We start from the raw sequence: 18,137 nt of genomic DNA on the forward strand, positions 1-18,137 counted from the left end.
AGCTCCATATACCTACTGTAATTCAAAAAGCTCTGCAAAACCTAAATCGGTTTTACAGAGCTAATCTTAGTATGTTTTGATGAATTATTTATTTCCTGGCTATGACCGTTAGATAGTTATTTTACCTTCTGGGCAATAGCAAAAGCATAGAACTTAATGGTTAGGGGAGCATTATCTTTAACTTTATTGCCAGTTGTGTTTTCGGCAATATATAGCCCAATTTGATAGTTCTTTAGGCGCTTTAATTTTGCGGATGTTAATCCGTAGTCTTTTGCTAGAATACGCTTAACTTTCTTGACTCGGGTAGTAGTTGCGACATTATTACTCTTCTTTAAATAGGCAGTAACCTTAGGAAAATACGTAATATGGGTGTAGTTTTTTGTCTTTAGAGAACTAGCTTTAACATCGGGAAGAGACGGATCTTCATCGGACATAGTTTCTGCAAATTTATGAGCAGCAATATTAGTTAAATCTAAGTTTAACTGCATATTGGGCAATGTTTTGACTAAAGCCTTAGTAATTTCTTGTGATTTAGAGTATTTAATGTAATTTGCATAGTCTGCGTTGTTAGAAAAACTGGCTATTGGCACATAACGGCTCTTGAGCTCATCCATTGCTAATCCTTTGGTCAAGTATCCACGCCAAATATAGCCTTGCGTTGACTTAGGATGTTTTTTAGTGCCGCCAGCATTTACATAATAATAGACGGCTTTTGTATTGCCGTGTTTAAGAACCGCAATTGAAGTACGTGAAAACGTCGTGTTGGGACGATCAGTCAAATATCCGTATCGTTTAGTGTGCTTCTTATTCCAGAGAGCCACCTTTTTATTGGGGTATTTTGCCCGATAAGATGGTTGTGCAATGGGCCACTTCTCTGAAACTACTGTGTACTTTGTTGCAGCTTGAGCTGATTGGAAAAATATAAGACATAATGCAATGCCCAGGGTTGCACCCAAAACAATACCTAGTCCACTTTTTAATTTCATAATAACATCCACCCCTCTTACTTAAGGCTACCACAAATTGGAGATGGTTTAAAACAATGTTCGATGGCTAAGACGGGCCATTCAAATCCGTAAACTACGTAAAAACTGACAGGCTTCACGCCATTCATTTAAAATTTTTCCAAAATAAAAAAGCGACGCCGTTTTTCAACGGTCAATCGCTAGATTCAGGCAAGTCTAAATTGTAAATACGATTCCTAAAATAATGTAACAAATGCCGGTCACTAAACCAAACCGGGCCAATGTGTTCACGACAATAGGGGAATTTTTTACACTAGCCACATGCCGGACACCAATTTTTTCGCCGGGCAACGGATCTTGGCCCTTTTTCCGACGATGCCGCCACCCTGTAAAGAGGTGACCCTTCGCTAACACACAGATAGCCCCGAAGACCAAGAAAGCCAATCCCACCATGAAAAGCAGGTTGCCAATCAGCATAAACGATTGACCTAAAACTTTCATAATCAACGCAATTAATAGTCCCGCCGCAACGGTCCCCGTCGTAGCTCTTTTCCAATTTTTCATTGAATCACAGTCCTTTGCAGAATCTCATTGGGGCAACTTGTTGATGACTAACTTGCTACGTTGCCGAAACGTGTGGCCAAGGACAGACAACTCCGCTTAGCCCCGTTAAGTACCCGACCCAAACCCAGGGTCGTCTACTTAACGACGCTAATGCTCATTGTCTGACCGTCCTTGGCCACACTCTTAATTTATAAAAAAAACTCAAGTCAACGCCCAGCGCTGCTCAAGTTTTTTCTGTCGTTTATTGTTCGTGACTCCGGAAACGGTTCTTGAACAACGGGCTGACTGGCCGGTTTTCGTTAATCCGCTTGATGGCTTGACCAATCAGTGGACCAACTGAAATTTGTTCGATCTTATCAATCTGCTTATCTGCCGTCAGTTGAATTGAATCAGTCACCACTAATTTCTTAATTGGTGAATCCTTGATTCGTTCGATGGCGGGACCAGACAACACGGGGTGGGTACAGCTAGCGTAAACTTCCGTAGCGCCAGCTTCCATCAACGCCCGGGAACCTAAGGTGATGGTTCCGGCCGTATCGATCATATCATCGATCATGATACAACGTTTGCCCTTCACATCCCCAATGATGTTCATGATTTCCGCCACGTTGGCTCTTGGCCGGCGCTTATCGATAATGGCAATTGGGGCCTTCAAAAATTCAGCTAAGGCCCGTGCCCGCGTCACCCCACCATGGTCGGGTGAAACAACAACAGCGTCCTCTGCTAAACCATTGCTCAAGAAGTAGTCCGCCAGCAAAGGCGCACCCATCAAGTGGTCAACGGGAACATCGAAGAATCCTTGAATCTGTGCAGCGTGCAAGTCGAGGGCCAAAACCCGCGTTACACCCGCTGTTTGTAACATGTTGGCGACTAACTTCGCCGTAATCGGTTCACGGGACCGAGCTTTCCGGTCTTGCCGTGCGTAGCCGTAGTACGGAATGACCACGTTGATGGTGGCCGCACTTGCCCGCCGCAGGGCATCAATCATAATCAACAGTTCCATCAAATTGTCGTTGACGGGTGCCGACGTCGATTGAATGACATAAACGTGACTGCCCCGGACACTCTGTTCAATGTTAATCCGAATTTCACCGTCACTAAACCGGTCCACCGAAGTTTTCCCTAATTCAACCCCAACTTCGTTAGCGATTTTTTCCGCCAACGGTTTGTTGGAATTCAACGCAAAGATCTTTAATTTAGGGTCAAAATATTGCGTAGCCATAATTTCCTCCAATAGCAAGTAAGCTGCCTGAATTTACTACAACAATTTTATGCTAACGGGTCGCGAAACACAAGACCTTAGCCTTAATCTTCACCACGATATGGTAGTTTCTGATAATAATTAGGCTTGTTGGTCTGGCGTTCCCGCGCGATTGCCATGTCATATTGATTAACAGCATCAGTAATCGTTGAACCCGCTGCGATAAAACTGTGGTCTGCCACGTTCAGTGGAGCCACTAAGTTAGAGTTTGAGCCGATGAAGGCGTCATCCCCCACCACCGTTTCGTGCTTGTTCTTGCCGTCGTAATTGACGAAGACCACACCACACCCAACGTTGATGTCTTTACCCAACTTGGCATTCCCAACGTAGGTCAAATGCCCAACCTTGGTTCCTTCGCCAATCGTGGCTTTCTTAACTTCCACAAAGTTCCCAAGGTGAACCTTAGGGCCAATGTGTGATTCTGGACGTAAATGACTGTTAGGGCCAATGTTACTACCACTTGCCATATCAGAGTCTTCCAATAGAGAAGACGTCACCGTGACGTGGTCAGCCAATTTGGCATTTCGCAGCTCAGAATGAGACCCAATATAACAGTCGTCACCAATAACCGTATCACCCTTTAACAGGACGCCAGGTTCGATGATGGTGTCAGAGCCAATCTTAACATCCGCCTCAATGTAAGTCGTGGCGGGATCAACCAACGTCACACCGTTACGCATGTGTTGTTCATTGATCCGGTTACGCATGATGCGCGTAGCAGCGGACAATGCGACCCGGTCGTTAACACCCATGGATTCGTCGAAGTCGGCCATTTGATAAGCCGCAACGATATCACCTTTGCTCTTCAAGATTTCAATGACATCGGTCAGGTAATATTCTCCCTGAGCGTTGTCGTTGGACGTTTCGTGCAACGCCTTGAACAACTTTTGGTTATCGAATACGTAAACCCCAGTGTTGATTTCATGAATTTCTTGTTCTTCGGAACTGGCATCCTTTTGTTCCACAATCTTTTCTACGATACCAATGTTGTTCCGCACGATTCGGCCGTAACCAGTAGGATCTGGTGCCATCGACGTCAAAATCGTCGCTGCAGCGTGCTTCGCTTCGTGATAGGCAAATAAATCTTCAAACGTTTCAGCTCGGAATAATGGCGTATCCCCACTGACGATCAGAGTCGTTCCCTCTTCGTCCTTTAACATGGGTTCCGTCTGTAAGACCGCGTGGCCCGTTCCCAGTTGTTTTGCTTGTAAGGCGTACTGTGTCCGGCCACCCAACGTTGACTTCACGTCTTCAGCACCGTAACCGACGACCGTCACAATCTTATCCATCTTGGTCTGTTCAACCTGACTCAACACGTGGTCGACCATGGCCTTACCACAAACCTGGTGTAACACTTTGTACAGCTTAGACTTCATCCGGGTGCCCTTACCGGCAGCGAGGATAATGGTATTTCTCGTACTCATTCCGATATCTCCTAGTTTAATTGATTATTTTCGTCGCCAAAAATCTGCGTCAGGTAATTACCTGGAGAGACGCGAATTTGTTCGTCCTTGGTCTGAATCTTCAAGAGCGACGTGTACTTGCTGACAGTCCGTTGACCATCAAAGTCACCTTCAGCGAACACAGCAACACCAGCCAATTGGGAATCAAATTCATCAACTAATGAACGCAACCCTCCAACGGTCCCGCCACCCTTCATGTAGTCGTCCACGATTAAGACTCGTGAACCTGGCTTCACGCTCCGCTTAGAGAGTGCCATGCGTTCAATACGCTTGGTTGAGCCAGAAACATAATTCACACTGACGGTTGAACCTTCAGTAATTTGTGAATCATGCCGGACAATCACGAACGGAACGTTCAAGTAGTTCGCCACACTTTGGGCCAAAGGAATCCCCTTAGTCGCAACGGTCACAACCACATCAACGTTTTGATTCAAGTATTGGGTGGCCAAAATCCGCCCAATCTGACGCAATGCTGCGGGCCGACCGAGAATGTCGGACATGTACACGTAGCCACCTGGTAGGTAGCGGTCCGCTTCGGACAGTTCAGAAATCATGTCGTCAACGAACTGCTGTGCTTCTTCGCGTAATACGTACGGAATGAACCGTGCGCCACCAGCAGCACCAGGAACCGTCTCAAGCAAACCAGTTCCCCGAGCTTGGAAGGTCCGCTTCAGAATGGTCAAGTCTTCACTGATTGAAGACTTGGCTGATTCATAGCGCGCTGCAAAGAACGTCAATGAAACCAATTGATGCGGCCGTTCCAATAAATACCGGGTCATGTCAACTAACCGGTCACTTCTTCTGACTTTCAACTTCTTCACCTCAACATATTCTTTAGAGTTAATCGTAAGGCCAATTTTAGCATAATTGTTCGGGTTTTTCGTTACATTTCCGTGAGAATTGAAAAAACTTGCGGAAAATTAAAAAGTCAATGCGAAGTAAAAAGCGTCACACCGGCTGATTCCCTTGCTTTTCACAAATATAATTATTCTGGAAAGATTTACGGTACGGAAACGCGAACCGTTTACAGTCCTATTTTTTCAGTTTGTGAGGAAGCCCCCCAGGCTGACCGCCCGCCGAACATCAGTCCACTGGCCAACTGAAAACTACAAGCTAAAATTAAATAAGCAAAATTCACAAGGGTCCGTTTAAACTCGCCGTTCGGAATATACTGCCACCGCTAACTTTCGACACTGATTATTTCACAAACTCATCTGATTGAATACGCTGCAATTTACCCGTTGTCCAGGCCTTTTCACGTCAAATAAAAAAAGCGGCAACCGTCAGTTCAACTGACTAGTCACCGCCTACCTATTCGTTAAGTTAAACTTACTCAGCCGTCTGCAACTTCTGCCAGCCCAACGCGATGAAGTAAAAAATAGCTTCAATGGCCGCAATAAAGAACGAGACGGGATAATTTGTCACATAGCTCAAGGTCAACCCGGCCCAGACGCCGACCAATGCCAGTGCAATGGCCAGCACCATCATCCCACCCACTGTATGGGCAAAGTACTTGGCCGTCGCTGCGGGTAAGGTCAATAGGATGAAAATTAACAGTGAACCCACGATTTGGGCCGCCACACTGACACTCAACGCTAACAGCACCAAGAAGGTGATCGACAAAGCGTTGGTCCACAACCCCTTGACCCGAGCGCCCGTGTGATCAAACGAATCAAATTTCAGGAACCGGTAAATCACAAAAATGACCAATAACACTAATAACGACAGCCACAACATTTGTTGGACATCACCGGCACTAATGCCAATCACACTCCCAAAGAGAATGCTGGTTGCATAACTAGCATTCTTGTTGGCCAAGGAAAGAAACAGAATCCCCAGACCAATGAACAGCGCTGAGATAGCACTCGTGGCCGCTTCACGTCGTTCACTGCGGGCGCTTAATTGGCCGACAATCACCGAACTGACGACTGTAAACAATAACATCCCGTTCAGGGGTGCCCAACCAGCAAAGACCCCGAACGCCGCGCCAGAAAATCCGATTTCAGACAGCGTATGCGTCAAAAACGACATGTTGCGGGCAATGACAAACACACCCATAATGCCACAAATGATAGCAATAATGGTTCCAGCCGCGAAGGCGTTGCGCATAAATTCATAACTAAACATTTTCGCCCTCCCAAACCTTCTGTTGCGTCAATCCAGCGATCTGCCCCTGCTCCGTACCTTCCGGCGTCAACATCAAGTACTGTGAACTGTACTTACGGGCCATCGGAATATCATGGGTCACGAACAGGACCGTCAACTGCAGCTTCGTGTTCAGCTCCTGAACCAAGTCCAACAACTCGGTCTTCGTTACGGGGTCCAGACTGGCCGTTGATTCATCTAGGATCAATAAGTTAGGCGCCTCAACTAAAGCTTGCGCCAAATAAGCTTTCTGACGTTCACCACCGGAGGCCTGACCAATTGGCCGGTTGGCAATCTTCTCTAAGCCTGTTTCGCCGAGAATTTGTTGGACCGCTGACTTCTCCTTGCGAGAAAGCCATGGCCACTTCCAGCCAGTTAGGTTTAACCCCACAAAATCTCGGATAGTCAGCGGATAATCCGCATCAATGTTCCGAAATTGGGGCACGTAGCCAATACGAACGTTGCCAGCATTGGGCCAATAACTCACGCGCCCATGGGTTGGCCGTAACTGATGCAGAATCGTCCGCATCAGTGTCGTTTTACCAACCCCATTTTTACCAACGATGCTCCAAAACTCACCTTGATTGATGGTGAGGTTCAGATCCGTAAAAACCGGATGGTTGGGGAAGGTCACCCCGAGATGTTCAAGTTTTAAAATGGGTGTCTCCGTCATGAGTGGCTCTCCTCCTGAATCCGTTGAACTTGGCGATACTGTTGTAACATCCATGCGCGATAGGTTTGCTTGGTGGGCATGGTTTCCGTGACCTTTACCACGGGGATATGGTGCTTCTGTGCCAGTTTAACCATCGCCGTCACGTTCTTGCTTGAATTTTGCGTATTCTCAACAAAGAAGGCAATGTCGCGCTGTTTAATCTGCTTTTGCAACTGGGTAATATCTGCTGGTGTGGGATCGCTATCCTCTTCAATGGCCTGGGCAAAGTGATTATCACTGACTTGATACCCCATGGCCTTTAGTGCCAAATCAAAAACTGGTTCACTGACAGCTACCTGACGCCCCTTTGAGCGGTGCGCAATCTCTTGCGCGACCTGTGGCAGAACTGCCAATTGCTTTTCATAAGTCCGCCCCCGCTGTTGAAACGCCTTCGCGTGCTGCGGATCCAATTTGCTGAATTGCTTAACGAGCTGACGAGTCACTAACCGCATCGTCTGCGGGTCCGTCCACAAATGTGGATTGTCCCCAGTCTTCTTGCCCATCAGTTGTCCAATATTGAGGGTCTTGGTTCCGGAGTCCTGATTAGCTGCCACGACCTTATCCATCCAACTGTCGTAGCCCAGGCCGTTTTCAATCACCACATTGGCCTTGGCTACCTTCTTAGCAGTACTAATGTCAGGTTGATAGCTCTCGGCATCGATGCTGGGACTGTTGATAACGGTGGTCACTTGCCCGCGGTCACCCAAGATAGCCTTAGCAGCTTCGCCGTAAAAGCCCAGAGTGGCAACGACCTGAATCTTACTGGTGTGCCGTGGTTGGGTGGTCTTAGCACACCCCGCCAACGTTAGAATCACCGCTAGCAAGCCAATTACGGTGAAAAAACGAGACTGCTTCATCTGCCTGCTCAACGTCCGTCATCTCACTTCATCTAAAATTTATGTAAACAGTAATGATTACCGTTTAGTTATTTTACCAGAGATTGAAAACTTGTCAACAGGCCTTGTGCATTTCTTAATCAACGTAAGGTTTTAGAAAATCTGCCACCATTTGATCATATAATACGGGGTCCTGACCGCGGGTCGCAATGTGGGCCGCCACGGGGTCCCGGTACTTCTGCTTAGGCCCAGCTGCTGCTTGATACAAGATGTTGAGGTTTTCAACTGGCACCGTCTGATCATTGGCCCCCTGAATCAGTAAGATTGGCAAAGTACTCTTCTTCAACTGACCCGCAATATCGCCGTCCGCCAACCGATAGTCAGCAAACCGGGAATATTGATCAGCCAATGGCAACGTTGGCGTTGCTGGCAAATGATATTTATGATGTAACCGGAACCGGGCTTCGGCCATAACAGATGCATAACCAGAGTCTGCGATGATTGCCTTAACGTTGTTAGGCAAGTCTTCGCCAGCCGTCGCCATGACAGTAGCGGCCCCCATCGAGATTCCCATCAAGACGATTTGGGAATCCTGGCCGCACTGCGTCAGAATCTTTTGAATCCAGCCCTGATAGTCGATTCGATCCGGCCAACCATAACCAATTGTGTTCCCCTCACTGTCACCATGCGCACGCGCATCGGGCATTAAGACTGCATACCCCCATTCGTGAAAGACGCGGGCGTAGGGAATCATTTGCTCACGTGCGTGGCCTAATCCATGAGCGAGAATCGCAACTTTAGTCGTTGGCTCATTGGCTTCAATAAAGCTCCCCCGTAAGAGGAGACCATCCAGACTCGTTTGCGTCCATTCAATTGGATGTTGGCGCAAGTACCAAGCATTATCCGCCGCGGAGTTTTCGGCAATTGCCCGTTCTTTCGCCTTTAACCGCCCACGTGAAAAGGACTTTGTCGCCATCTGGTACACGACAGCAGCACCACCCAATACACCGACAGCGCCAGCAGCTACCAGCACCCCAGCGCCAGTCGCGAATTTTTGCCAAGTCTTCATCATTCACTACCCCATTTCATTTCTAGTTACCTTCACTGTACCCAAAAAACGTAAGCGTTACCACCATTTCCAAAAATATTCTTAGAAGTCTTGAAAATCTGATTAAAATGGCCCTAGCATTCTAAGCCATTTAAATGCACCCTACAGGCTCTTCTGATGCATTTCTTTCCTGGTCTTTCCTGGTGGTAATCCGCCCGTCTTTCAGCCCGTCAGCGCGTTATCTGGGGCAAATGCCAGCATAAAAGCCGGCCACTCCACCGGAATGTCCGACCGTCCTTAGTCCGTTTGACTGTTACTTGTAATTTTCTAATCCAATTCGACTCTTTCATGATTCTTGGCAGCCTGGTACAACAGCTGAATCAATTCACTCTGACTAAGTTCTGCGTGACGGAGCACTTCTCGCGCTTCTGCTACCAGCTTAGGATCCACGGCTACCCGTTGCATCTTTTCTCCCAATTTTCTCACCTCGTAAGCTCTAGAATGCCGGTTTATTGAGGTTGACGCAACCATAACGTCTTACAAATTAAATCATGTTCAAAGTGCTGATATATCAACGCTTCCGATATCACAAGTCTTATAAAAAAGGGACACTAAAAAAGCCACTCATCAACTGAGCGGCCTAACTGTTCGTCTAATCCATAATCGTGCGAACCTGTGCTTGGAGCTCCGGCACCACGTCGTCAACAAACCACGGATGTTGGTGCATCCACCCGTAATTTAAGGGCGAAGGATGGACCAATGGGAAATACGCTGGCAGGTAGTCCTGGTAGTGGGCCACAGTTGCTGTCAACGTCTTCTCCCGTTTAGGTAAATACGCTTTCTGCGCGTACTGCCCAATCAACAAAGTCAACTTGATGTTCGGCATTAACGCCAGTAACGGGGCATGCCACTTCTCTGCGAACCCTTTGCGTGGCGGTAAATCCCCACCGTGCGCGTGTTTCCCCGGATAATAAAAGTCCAGCGGCAACACAGCCACCTTTCCTGAATTGTAGAATTCATCCTTCGTGACGCCCATCCAGTCTCGCAAACGATTCCCACTGGCATCATCCCAAAAGGTCATGGACGCCTGAGCTTGTCGACTGGGTGCTTGGCTAACCAACAAAATCTCTGCGTGCGAATCAACGTGGTACAGCGGCAAGATTCCCTGCGCCGTGAACGACTGGTTCATTGAATCTGCCTGAATCGCTTGAAAAATATCATCAGCAGACTGGATAGCGGCCACCTACTTTCCTAAGGTAACGGTCGAACGAGGTAAACTTCCCGACAGAACCCCTTCATGCCGTTAAAGACTCGCTGCGCCCGCGATTGCTTACTACACAGGCCAAAGACCGTGGGACCCGTCCCACTCATTTGCGCGGCGTCGGCCCCAAACTTTAACATCTGTTGCTTCAGCTGCGTAATCTCGGGATAACGATGAGCCGTCAATGGCTCCAGCGCGTTACCCATCCGATCACACATGGCATTGATATCTTGGTCCCGCACAGCTCGTAACAGGCCCTCAATGTCCGGATGTTCCAATCGATCATAGCGAATCTGTTGGAGAATACTAGGCGTTGAAACACTAACCTTGGGTTTGGCTAAAACGACCCAGGACGCTGGCAATTTAGAAAGCGGTGTAATCCGCTCTCCCCGACCACGAACGTGTGCCGTTCGACCGTACACACAGTAGGGCACGTCCGAATCAATCTGCAGGCCTAGTTCGGCCAATTCTTGCCAGCTTAGATTCAGCTGCCACAACTCGTTGAGTCCGCGTAAAACAGCGGCCGCATCCGAAGAGCCACCACCTAGTCCGGCGGCCACAGGGATGTTCTTGGTAATCCGGATATTAACGCCCTCTGCGATATTAAATTTAGTCTGTAGTAAATGCGCCGCTTGAAAGGCCAAGTTACGTTGATCATTCGGCAAAAAGCCACTATCCGAGGCCACTCGAATGCGTCGATGTTTCGTTAACGTTTGGATTTCTACGTAGTCCGCCAAGTCCACGGACGTCATGACCATGTTCCACTCTTCCGCCCCATCCTGGTGATGAAAGGGAGTGTCGAGGCCGAGGTTGATCTTGGCTGGCGCCTTTTCAATCAGTTGCATGAGCTCACCTGAATTCCAGATAGACCCGCGTCTACCTTCTCGTGAATTTAATTAAGCTTATTATACTATGCTTACCCATAAAATAAAAAGGATTCTCCGATTTACCGGGTAAGTCGGCCTAAATTTGTTGGTGAGTTGAACGGCTAATTCGTCGCATTTATGTGATTTGAAACGCTCTAAACTGAATTTTAGTACAGAGGAAACAACTAGGCATCCTTCCTCAAGGTAGCCGAAAACTGGCAGCTACCATTGCGGAATTTTGGGTAAAATAAAAAGGCCATCCGGCCCAATTATTTATTCATCAAAGTCTACTTCGATGTTTTTAGTTAAGATATCAGTGTAACTATATGAAACCCGTTCAAAAGAGTTTTCGTTTTGGTCTAAATCCACAACGAAGACAGCTGGATAGGTTTCCCGAAGAATTCCATGCCGCTCTGTCGTCTTCTTACGCCCTGCCTGCGCGATAACCATCAGCTTTTCGCCAATGCGATCGTCCAGTTTGTTCTTAATGTTCGCTAAACTTGTTGGCATGCATTTCACCTCTGTGAAACAATTATACCAGGGTTTCACAGAAATTGCAAATTATACCACAACCACTTACAAACCGCAAGAATCAGCAGTTGGTAAGGGTTACATCAATCCATCATTGTGGAAAGCATTGGTTAATTCAATGAAATTAATCAGTGTCAGCCGTTCTGGCCGTAGTTGCCGCGAGATTCCGACTTCATTCAGAACCTTTTCAATCCGTTCGCGAACCTCTGGTTGCTTCCCAAAGATGCCCTGAAGATTGTTCCACAACGATTTCCGCCGATGAGCAAAGCAACCCTTAACAAACTTGAACAGCGCACTATCTTCGTACGGTTCAACCGGCAAAGCTTCCCGTGGTGTCAAACGAATAATCGCGGAATCAACGTTCGGTTGTGGAATGAAGGCCGTTCGCGGAACCGGGAATGCCACTTCAACGTGAGCGCGGTACTGCATAACAACGGACAATGACCCATAGGCCTTGGTCCCCGGTTCGGCAACTAAGCGATCAGCTACTTCCGCCTGCATCATGACCACGATAGCGTCAAACGACACTGTACTCTGCAGAACCCCCATTAAGATGGGTGTCGTGATGTAGTATGGTAGGTTGGCCACCAATTTCAAAGGATGGCCTGGCTCAAACTCAGCCTGGACTACCTCTGGTAAGTTGGCCTTCAGGATATCCTGATTGATGATTTTAACGTTATCGTAATCCATCAAGGTATCATCCAGGACGGGTAACAGGTTTTCATCGATTTCAAACGCCACGACCTTTTTGGCTTGCTTGGCGATTTGCTCCGTCAGCGCACCAATTCCGGGGCCGATTTCAATGACGTTGTCTTGCTTTGAGACGTCACCCGCTGCCACGATGTTTCGTAAAATGTTTAAATCCGACAGGAAGTTTTGTCCCAGACTCTTCTTAGCTACCAAGTGGTAGCGCGTCAAGATGGCCTTTGTCCGGGCCGGTGAACCAATCTCAGGTACACTATTCTTCATGCTTGTCCTCCTTTGCGCGAACCTGCTTTAAAGCAGTCGCGAAGTCCTCGGGTTGAATACCAAACATTCGGAGTCGCTTCTCCAATTGCTTCCCGTTAACGTAACCGATTTGTAGAATCTCTCCTAATTGTTCCCGGCGTTCTTTGGCGCCGGCACCACCAATCAGCCCCGCCGCCATCAAATCCTCGTGGGTAATCAACGTAGGCGCCGCCGTAGTCTCAGTGTAAACGTGGTCTAGAGCCGCGCGGATAGCTGCCGGACTAGCGTGCTCAACCCCTAAAGACCCACCGGCCTTATCTGGGCGACCCTCAGCCTTGGGCAGAAAAGCGTGCTTGGCGTTCGGAACTGCTTCCGCCACAATTTTTCGAATCTTTTCTCCTGAAAAATCAGGGTCGGTGAAAATGATGACGCCCCGCTGATCCGCTAACTTCGCAATTAGGGCCAGTGTATCGTCATCAATGGCGGAACCCCGTGTCTCGATGGTATCGGCGTTAACCGCCCGATTAATTTGCTTGGTATCATCCTTGCCCTCAACCACGAGGACTTCTTTAATCTTTTTCATTCGTTTTGTAAAACTCCTCTGCGTTTTTAAACGTGGCTGCGGCAATTTCTTCTGGTGTCGTCTCACGTTCCTTGGCAATCGCCTCAACCGTGTAACGGGTAAATCCTGGTTCATTCTGTTCGCCACGGTGTGGTTCTGGCGTCAGGTACGGTGCATCAGTCTCCACCATCATGACATCAAGTGGCGTAGCTCGTACGGAATCGTGAACCTCATGGGCGTTCTTAAAGCTGGCCACGCCAGAATAAGAAATATGCATCCCCAAGTCGAGGAACTTCTTCAACCATTCTGGATCACCGTTAAAACTGTGCATGACCCCACTAATTTTACTGATATCGGCATCTTTAATAATTTGATAGGTATCTTCGAACGCATCTCGGTTGTGCACCGCAATGGGCTTGCCGACCTCTTTGGCAATCGCGATTTGCCGGGCAAACACCTTGCGTTGTACGTCCTGTGGTGAACTATCCCAGTGGTAGTCCAGGCCAATTTCACCTAAGGCCACCACCCGTTCATCAGCCAACTGTTCTTCCAACAGTTTTTCAGCCGCTGCATCGTAATTTTTCGAGTCTTCAGGGTGCCAACCGACTGCCGCGTACATTTGTGGATACTGGTGAGCCAGCTTGATAGCATCGGCGTTCAACTGTGTGTTGGAGCCAATGTTCGTCAGCTTAACGACTCCCAGGTCCGCCGCTTGTTTAAGGTAGCGGGGTACGTCGTTGATGAATTCTTCACTGTTTAGGTGCGTATGTGAATCAAATATTTTCATCTTGGTCCCTCCTTGAATTATTTGTTTGTTTTAAATTAGTTTTTTTGCTGTGCCGCCTACGGCAGTCAGGGGCCGCGCCGTGGGGCAACCCTGGTAGCCTCAAATCACGAGTCTCCAGGGCGCCTTGAAACCTCACAAAATCCGTGAGTTTCCAAGGTCGTCCCATGCTCTAAGCGGTAAACCGCTAAGACCATCGACACCGCGCGGGCCCTGACTGCCTTCGGCTCTAGTCTAGTGAACATTAACAGGTAGTTGCTCAACCAGAACCACCATGCACCTAAAAAATCGCCACAATACATGCTCAATTCTAACGTTCATCAGCCCTGTACGAGAATAACCTGGTTCAACCACGTTGTCCACCACTGCAGCCGACGCTCTCTATTGATTATAACAACCACTATAAACAAATAATACCATCCACGCTATTTGTTTTGGAAAATTGGCGACAATCTTAGCCGGCGGACGCCAGGGACAGGGCCGCAGTGACAGCGGTATTGCTTGGCGTTTTTGGCCAAGCTACAGCGCGGGGCGAGCTGGGAGGCCGGCCGTTTTTGGGCTGGGCTTCCAGTCGAGGAACAAGACCGCTCTTCGGCTTGTTCCGGTCCCCACAGCGGTCCCCGTCCCTGGCGGCCGCAAGCAGCCAATCAACAAAGAACTTCTAAAAACAAAGAAAAGCGCGGGCAAGCGTCTCCATAATGGCCCGCCGCCCACGCTTCAATTTTTAATTATCGTCTAAGTCAGTCTAGCTAACGGATGACCCGTTGACCAAGCTGTCTGGCAACGTCAGTAATTGAACCTTGCCATCGTGTTCAGCGGACAACAACATCCCCTGACTCACTTCGCCACGCATCTTCCGTGGCTTCAAGTTGGCCACGATGACCACTTTTTTACCGACCAGTGCTTCTGGTTCTGGATACCATTCAGCGATTCCAGAAAGAATCTGCCGGTTGCCTTGGTCCCCAGCATCAAGCTGGAACTTCAACAGTTTGTCGGCACCCGCAACGTGGTCGACCGCTTTGATTTGGGCCACTCGGAGTTCGACCTTTTCAAACTTATCGAAACGAATTTCTGGCTTTTCCAAAGTTAATTCCGTATCCTCAGCCTCGCTCTTAGCAGCTTCTTGCTGTGCCTGAGCCTTGGCAGCCATAGCGGCCCGACCCTTCGTCTTTTCAGACTTGGTCATTTGACCTTGAATAAAGTCGACCTCTTCTTGCACGTCGATCCGTGGGAAGATTGGCGTCCCCTTCGCAACGACTTGCTTGCCAGCTGGCAGGTCAGCCAATGCTAGGTCACTCATCGTCATGGTAGCAGGATCTAACCCTAATTGGTCAAAGATTTCCTTTGGTGCGTGCGTCATAACGGGACTGATCAACGTGGCAATGACCCGTAAACTAGCAGCCAAATGTGCCATCACTGCGGCTAACGCATCGCTTTGACTATCGTCCTTGGCTAACTTCCAAGGTTCCGTTTCATCAATGTACTTGTTGCTGCGAGAAACCAGTTTCCAGATTTCTGACAGTGCGTCAGCGAAGTGCATCTTATCCATCAAGTCGTGGTAGTTGGCAATGACGTCCACGGCCGTCTGTTCCAATTCAGCATCGAACTCGGTAACACCAGCGTGGTATTCGGGCAGCTTACCACCTTCGTACTTGTTGATCATGGCCACGGTCCGGTTCAATAAGTTCCCAAGGTCATTGGCCAAGTCGTAGTTCAACCGGTCAACGAAGTCTTCAGGGGTGAACGTCCCGTCGTTCCCGTAAGGCATGGCCCGCATCAGGTAGTAACGCAAAGCGTCCAACCCGTAACGGTCAACCAACGTTTCAGGATAAATGACGTTCCCTTTAGATTTGGACATCTTACCGTCCTTCATCAACAACCAGCCATGGGCAAATAGTTCGTCTGGTGCTTCAACACCCAGCGCGTGCAACACGATTGGCCAGTAGATGGAATGGAAACGCACGATTTCCTTACCAACCATTTGGACGTTGGCTGGCCAGTATTTCTTGAAGAGGCCTTCATCGTCACTGGTGTAGCCCAGTGCGGTGATATAGTTCAAGAGGGCATCGATCCACACATAAACCACGTGCTTCGGGTTACTCTTGACGGGAACCCCCCAAGTAAAAGTGGTCCGGGAAACGGCGAGGTCTTCCAGTCCGGGCTTGATGAAGTTGTTGATCATTTCGGTCATCCGTGATTCTGGTTGGATGAAGTGTGGGTGACTGTGATAGAAGTCTAACAGCCAATCGGCATACTTACTCATCTTGAAGAAGTAGGACTGTTCCTTGACCAGCGAAACTTCGTGGCCGGAAGGGGCTTTCCCACCGATCACTTTACCATTGTCATCATGGTAAACTTCAGCGAGTTGTGTTTCAGTGAAGTATTCCTCATCATCTTCGGAATACCAACCTTCGTATTCACCCAGGTAAATGTCACCCTGCTTTAACAGGCGTTCAAAGATCTCTTGAACGGCAGCCACGTGTTCCTGGTCGGTCGTCCGAATGAACTTGTCGTTAGAAATTTCCAACGTCTGCCACAGCTTCTTGATACCTTCAGCCATGCCGTCCACGTATTTTTGGGGTGTTTGGCCCTGTGATTGGGCCTTGTCTTCAATCTTCAAACCGTGTTCGTCAGTCCCGGTTAAGAAGAAAACGTCGTACCCATTGCTGCGTTTGTAACGGGCAACCGTGTCACAAGCAATCGTCGTGTAGGAGTTACCGATGTGTAACCGCCCTGATGGGTAGTAAATCGGCGTCGTAATGTAAAAAGTTGGTTTTTCAGCCATAAAGAAAATGCCTTCCCTCGCTCTAATTTTTTCCGTTATTTTCGGGTTAAATTTTAATGTAAATTCTAATCCAGTATAGCATAAACCCCTGGTGAGCCATAGCGTTCACTTGGGGTTTTTCATCGTTAAATTTTGATGAAACCTCGACCATTTTACCGGTGAAATGAAAAAAAGCACCCCGTCCATCACGAACAGATAGGTACTTCCCATGCTCCCCTTAAAAGAGATCCAGTTGTTGCGGCGCCAAATTTTGCCAGTGCAGGCCTAAAATTTCCTGAAGCCGTTGTGCATTGGGCGCAGCGTCCCGACCAGAGTTGTTGTTAAAAATCACGCAAACACTCTTCGCCGATGTCGCTAACCGGTTAGTCAAGTCCGCCAACTCCTGGAGCTCGGCTTCCTGGTAATGGTAAAGCGTCCGCGTCTTGCGCCAGTTTTGGCCTTGATTGAACCACCCCTCAGCGTTACGACCATGGAGCCGCACCACCGCTAAGTCCGGTGTGGTCACAGTTTCCACCAGCGGAATCCCATTATTCAAGTTGTGCGGCTCGTCCGTAATCACGTTGGTAAATCGTAACGACTGCAGGTATTGCATAACGTCAGCCGTCATTTCTGGTGTCTCAAACCAACTGGGGCTGCGGAACTCAACGGCCACTGGGAGATTTCCCATCAGCACCCGCACATCACGCAAATACTGAATGTTAGCCGTCGTGCGATTAAAGTACGGCGGAAACTGAAACAACACCGTTTGTAACTGCTTAGCTCGTACCAACGGCCGAATTGCCTGCCGGAACTCATCAAACGCCATGTTCCGCGCAATCTCGTCCACCGGTTCCTTGCGGTCGTCGTGGTGCGTCATGACCTGATTGGCCTTTAAAATGTACTGAAATCCATCGGGAACGGCCGCCTGCCACTTTGCAACCGTACTCTCCCGGGGAATTCCATAGAAGGGCGTATCGAGCTCCACCACCGGAAAGTTACCGGCGTATTCAGGCAACGTTACCGGACGGTCTTCCCCACCAATTAGTGCTGGATGTTCCGTCCACGTCGTCAACCCAATCGTTATCACGTTGTCACCTTCTTATTTGAAACGTTCAAACTGCTTGATCAGTTCAGCTTCTGGGGTCGTCAATCGCCCACTAAGCTGACTGATCAAACGCTTACCAGCCAGTCGATCATTATAGCGAATCCCCGTCACACAGAGGTCGATCAGGGCAAACATGACGGTTACCATCACCGCTTGCCGCCGCGCGAAGCTCGCATTAAACAGGGTCACTAACTGACTACTGAATGCTAACTGCAGAATCCCGTAGATCACGAGTGTATCTGGAATCAGCTGAATCACATTTAACCACCGCAGACGCCTCACTAGGTGCCGCAGTTGATTGATCACTTCTTCATGGCTCATT

The 18,137-nt window shown here is 48.6% G+C and carries 19 protein-coding genes; all 19 read right to left on the bottom strand.

Annotation, left to right across the window (positions count from 1 at the left end; genetic code table 11):
• Positions 1–116: 116 nt before the first annotated feature.
• The 19 genes from EKM87_RS09530 to EKM87_RS09615 all read right to left on the bottom strand — a co-directional run bounded on the left by EKM87_RS09530 (position 117) and on the right by EKM87_RS09615 (position 18,136).
• A complete protein-coding gene (locus EKM87_RS09530) occupies positions 117–986 on the bottom strand; it encodes a hypothetical protein (RefSeq protein WP_125684171.1) in 870 nt (289 codons plus the stop codon).
• A 195-nt stretch (positions 987–1,181) separates the two neighbouring features.
• Positions 1,182–1,529 (bottom strand): DUF3899 domain-containing protein, encoded by a 348-nt coding sequence (locus tag EKM87_RS09535; protein ID WP_125684173.1) that lies wholly within the window; start codon positions 1,527–1,529, stop codon positions 1,182–1,184.
• Between the two features lie 241 nt (positions 1,530–1,770).
• Complete coding sequence (locus tag EKM87_RS09540) at positions 1,771–2,751, bottom strand: ribose-phosphate diphosphokinase (RefSeq protein ID WP_125684175.1); 981 nt, start codon at positions 2,749–2,751, stop codon at positions 1,771–1,773.
• An 83-nt stretch (positions 2,752–2,834) separates the two neighbouring features.
• Positions 2,835–4,214 carry a bifunctional UDP-N-acetylglucosamine diphosphorylase/glucosamine-1-phosphate N-acetyltransferase GlmU gene (gene glmU, locus EKM87_RS09545; protein ID WP_125684177.1) on the bottom strand — a complete coding sequence of 460 codons (1,380 nt, stop codon included), beginning with the start codon at positions 4,212–4,214 and terminating at the stop codon, positions 2,835–2,837.
• 11 nt (positions 4,215–4,225) lie between these two features.
• The gene (purR, locus tag EKM87_RS09550; RefSeq protein ID WP_125684179.1) at positions 4,226–5,065 is read right to left on the bottom strand and encodes a pur operon repressor; all 840 of its coding nucleotides are present in this window, start codon (positions 5,063–5,065) and stop codon (positions 4,226–4,228) included.
• A 517-nt stretch (positions 5,066–5,582) separates the two neighbouring features.
• The gene (locus EKM87_RS09555) at positions 5,583–6,380 is read right to left on the bottom strand and encodes a metal ABC transporter permease (protein WP_125684181.1); all 798 of its coding nucleotides are present in this window, start codon (positions 6,378–6,380) and stop codon (positions 5,583–5,585) included.
• Entirely contained in the window at positions 6,373–7,071 is a 699-nt protein-coding gene (locus EKM87_RS09560) for a metal ABC transporter ATP-binding protein (RefSeq protein WP_125684183.1), read from the bottom strand. Before EKM87_RS09560 ends, EKM87_RS09555 begins: the two co-directional genes overlap by 8 nt.
• Entirely contained in the window at positions 7,068–7,967 is a 900-nt protein-coding gene (locus EKM87_RS09565) for a metal ABC transporter solute-binding protein, Zn/Mn family (protein WP_125684186.1), read from the bottom strand. Before EKM87_RS09565 ends, EKM87_RS09560 begins: the two co-directional genes overlap by 4 nt.
• A 115-nt stretch (positions 7,968–8,082) precedes the next feature.
• Positions 8,083–9,018: an alpha/beta hydrolase gene (locus tag EKM87_RS09570; protein WP_225428429.1), complete on the bottom strand. Its 936-nt coding sequence runs from the start codon at positions 9,016–9,018 to the stop codon at positions 8,083–8,085.
• A gap of 303 nt (positions 9,019–9,321) precedes the next feature.
• The gene (locus EKM87_RS12400) at positions 9,322–9,471 is read right to left on the bottom strand and encodes a hypothetical protein (RefSeq protein ID WP_164506474.1); all 150 of its coding nucleotides are present in this window, start codon (positions 9,469–9,471) and stop codon (positions 9,322–9,324) included.
• Between the two features lie 175 nt (positions 9,472–9,646).
• Positions 9,647–10,228, bottom strand: a complete 582-nt coding sequence (locus EKM87_RS09575; protein WP_125684250.1) for a uracil-DNA glycosylase family protein — start codon at positions 10,226–10,228, stop codon at positions 9,647–9,649.
• A 17-nt stretch (positions 10,229–10,245) separates the two neighbouring features.
• Positions 10,246–11,100 (bottom strand): 4-(cytidine 5'-diphospho)-2-C-methyl-D-erythritol kinase, encoded by an 855-nt coding sequence (ispE, locus tag EKM87_RS09580; RefSeq protein ID WP_125684188.1) that lies wholly within the window; start codon positions 11,098–11,100, stop codon positions 10,246–10,248.
• Between the two features lie 294 nt (positions 11,101–11,394).
• Positions 11,395–11,631, bottom strand: a complete 237-nt coding sequence (locus EKM87_RS09585; protein WP_061777444.1) for a Veg family protein — start codon at positions 11,629–11,631, stop codon at positions 11,395–11,397.
• A 99-nt stretch (positions 11,632–11,730) separates the two neighbouring features.
• On the bottom strand, positions 11,731–12,621 hold the full coding sequence (rsmA, locus tag EKM87_RS09590) for a 16S rRNA (adenine(1518)-N(6)/adenine(1519)-N(6))-dimethyltransferase RsmA (protein ID WP_125684189.1): 891 nt from the start codon (positions 12,619–12,621) through the stop codon (positions 11,731–11,733).
• Complete coding sequence (rnmV, locus tag EKM87_RS09595; RefSeq protein ID WP_125684191.1) at positions 12,611–13,183, bottom strand: ribonuclease M5; 573 nt, start codon at positions 13,181–13,183, stop codon at positions 12,611–12,613. Before rnmV ends, rsmA begins: the two co-directional genes overlap by 11 nt.
• A complete protein-coding gene (locus EKM87_RS09600) occupies positions 13,170–13,949 on the bottom strand; it encodes a TatD family hydrolase (protein WP_125684193.1) in 780 nt (259 codons plus the stop codon). Before EKM87_RS09600 ends, rnmV begins: the two co-directional genes overlap by 14 nt.
• 742 nt (positions 13,950–14,691) lie before the next feature.
• The gene (gene metG / locus EKM87_RS09605) at positions 14,692–16,731 is read right to left on the bottom strand and encodes a methionine--tRNA ligase (RefSeq protein ID WP_125684195.1); all 2,040 of its coding nucleotides are present in this window, start codon (positions 16,729–16,731) and stop codon (positions 14,692–14,694) included.
• 217 nt (positions 16,732–16,948) lie between these two features.
• The gene (locus tag EKM87_RS09610; protein ID WP_125684197.1) at positions 16,949–17,797 is read right to left on the bottom strand and encodes a DUF72 domain-containing protein; all 849 of its coding nucleotides are present in this window, start codon (positions 17,795–17,797) and stop codon (positions 16,949–16,951) included.
• Positions 17,798–17,809: 12 nt separating this feature from the next.
• The gene (locus EKM87_RS09615) at positions 17,810–18,136 is read right to left on the bottom strand and encodes a hypothetical protein (protein WP_125684200.1); all 327 of its coding nucleotides are present in this window, start codon (positions 18,134–18,136) and stop codon (positions 17,810–17,812) included.
• Between the last annotated feature and the right edge of the window lies 1 nt (position 18,137).

This window comes from Levilactobacillus yonginensis (assembly GCF_003946265.1).
In the GTDB taxonomy this organism is placed as follows: domain Bacteria; phylum Bacillota; class Bacilli; order Lactobacillales; family Lactobacillaceae; genus Levilactobacillus; species Levilactobacillus yonginensis.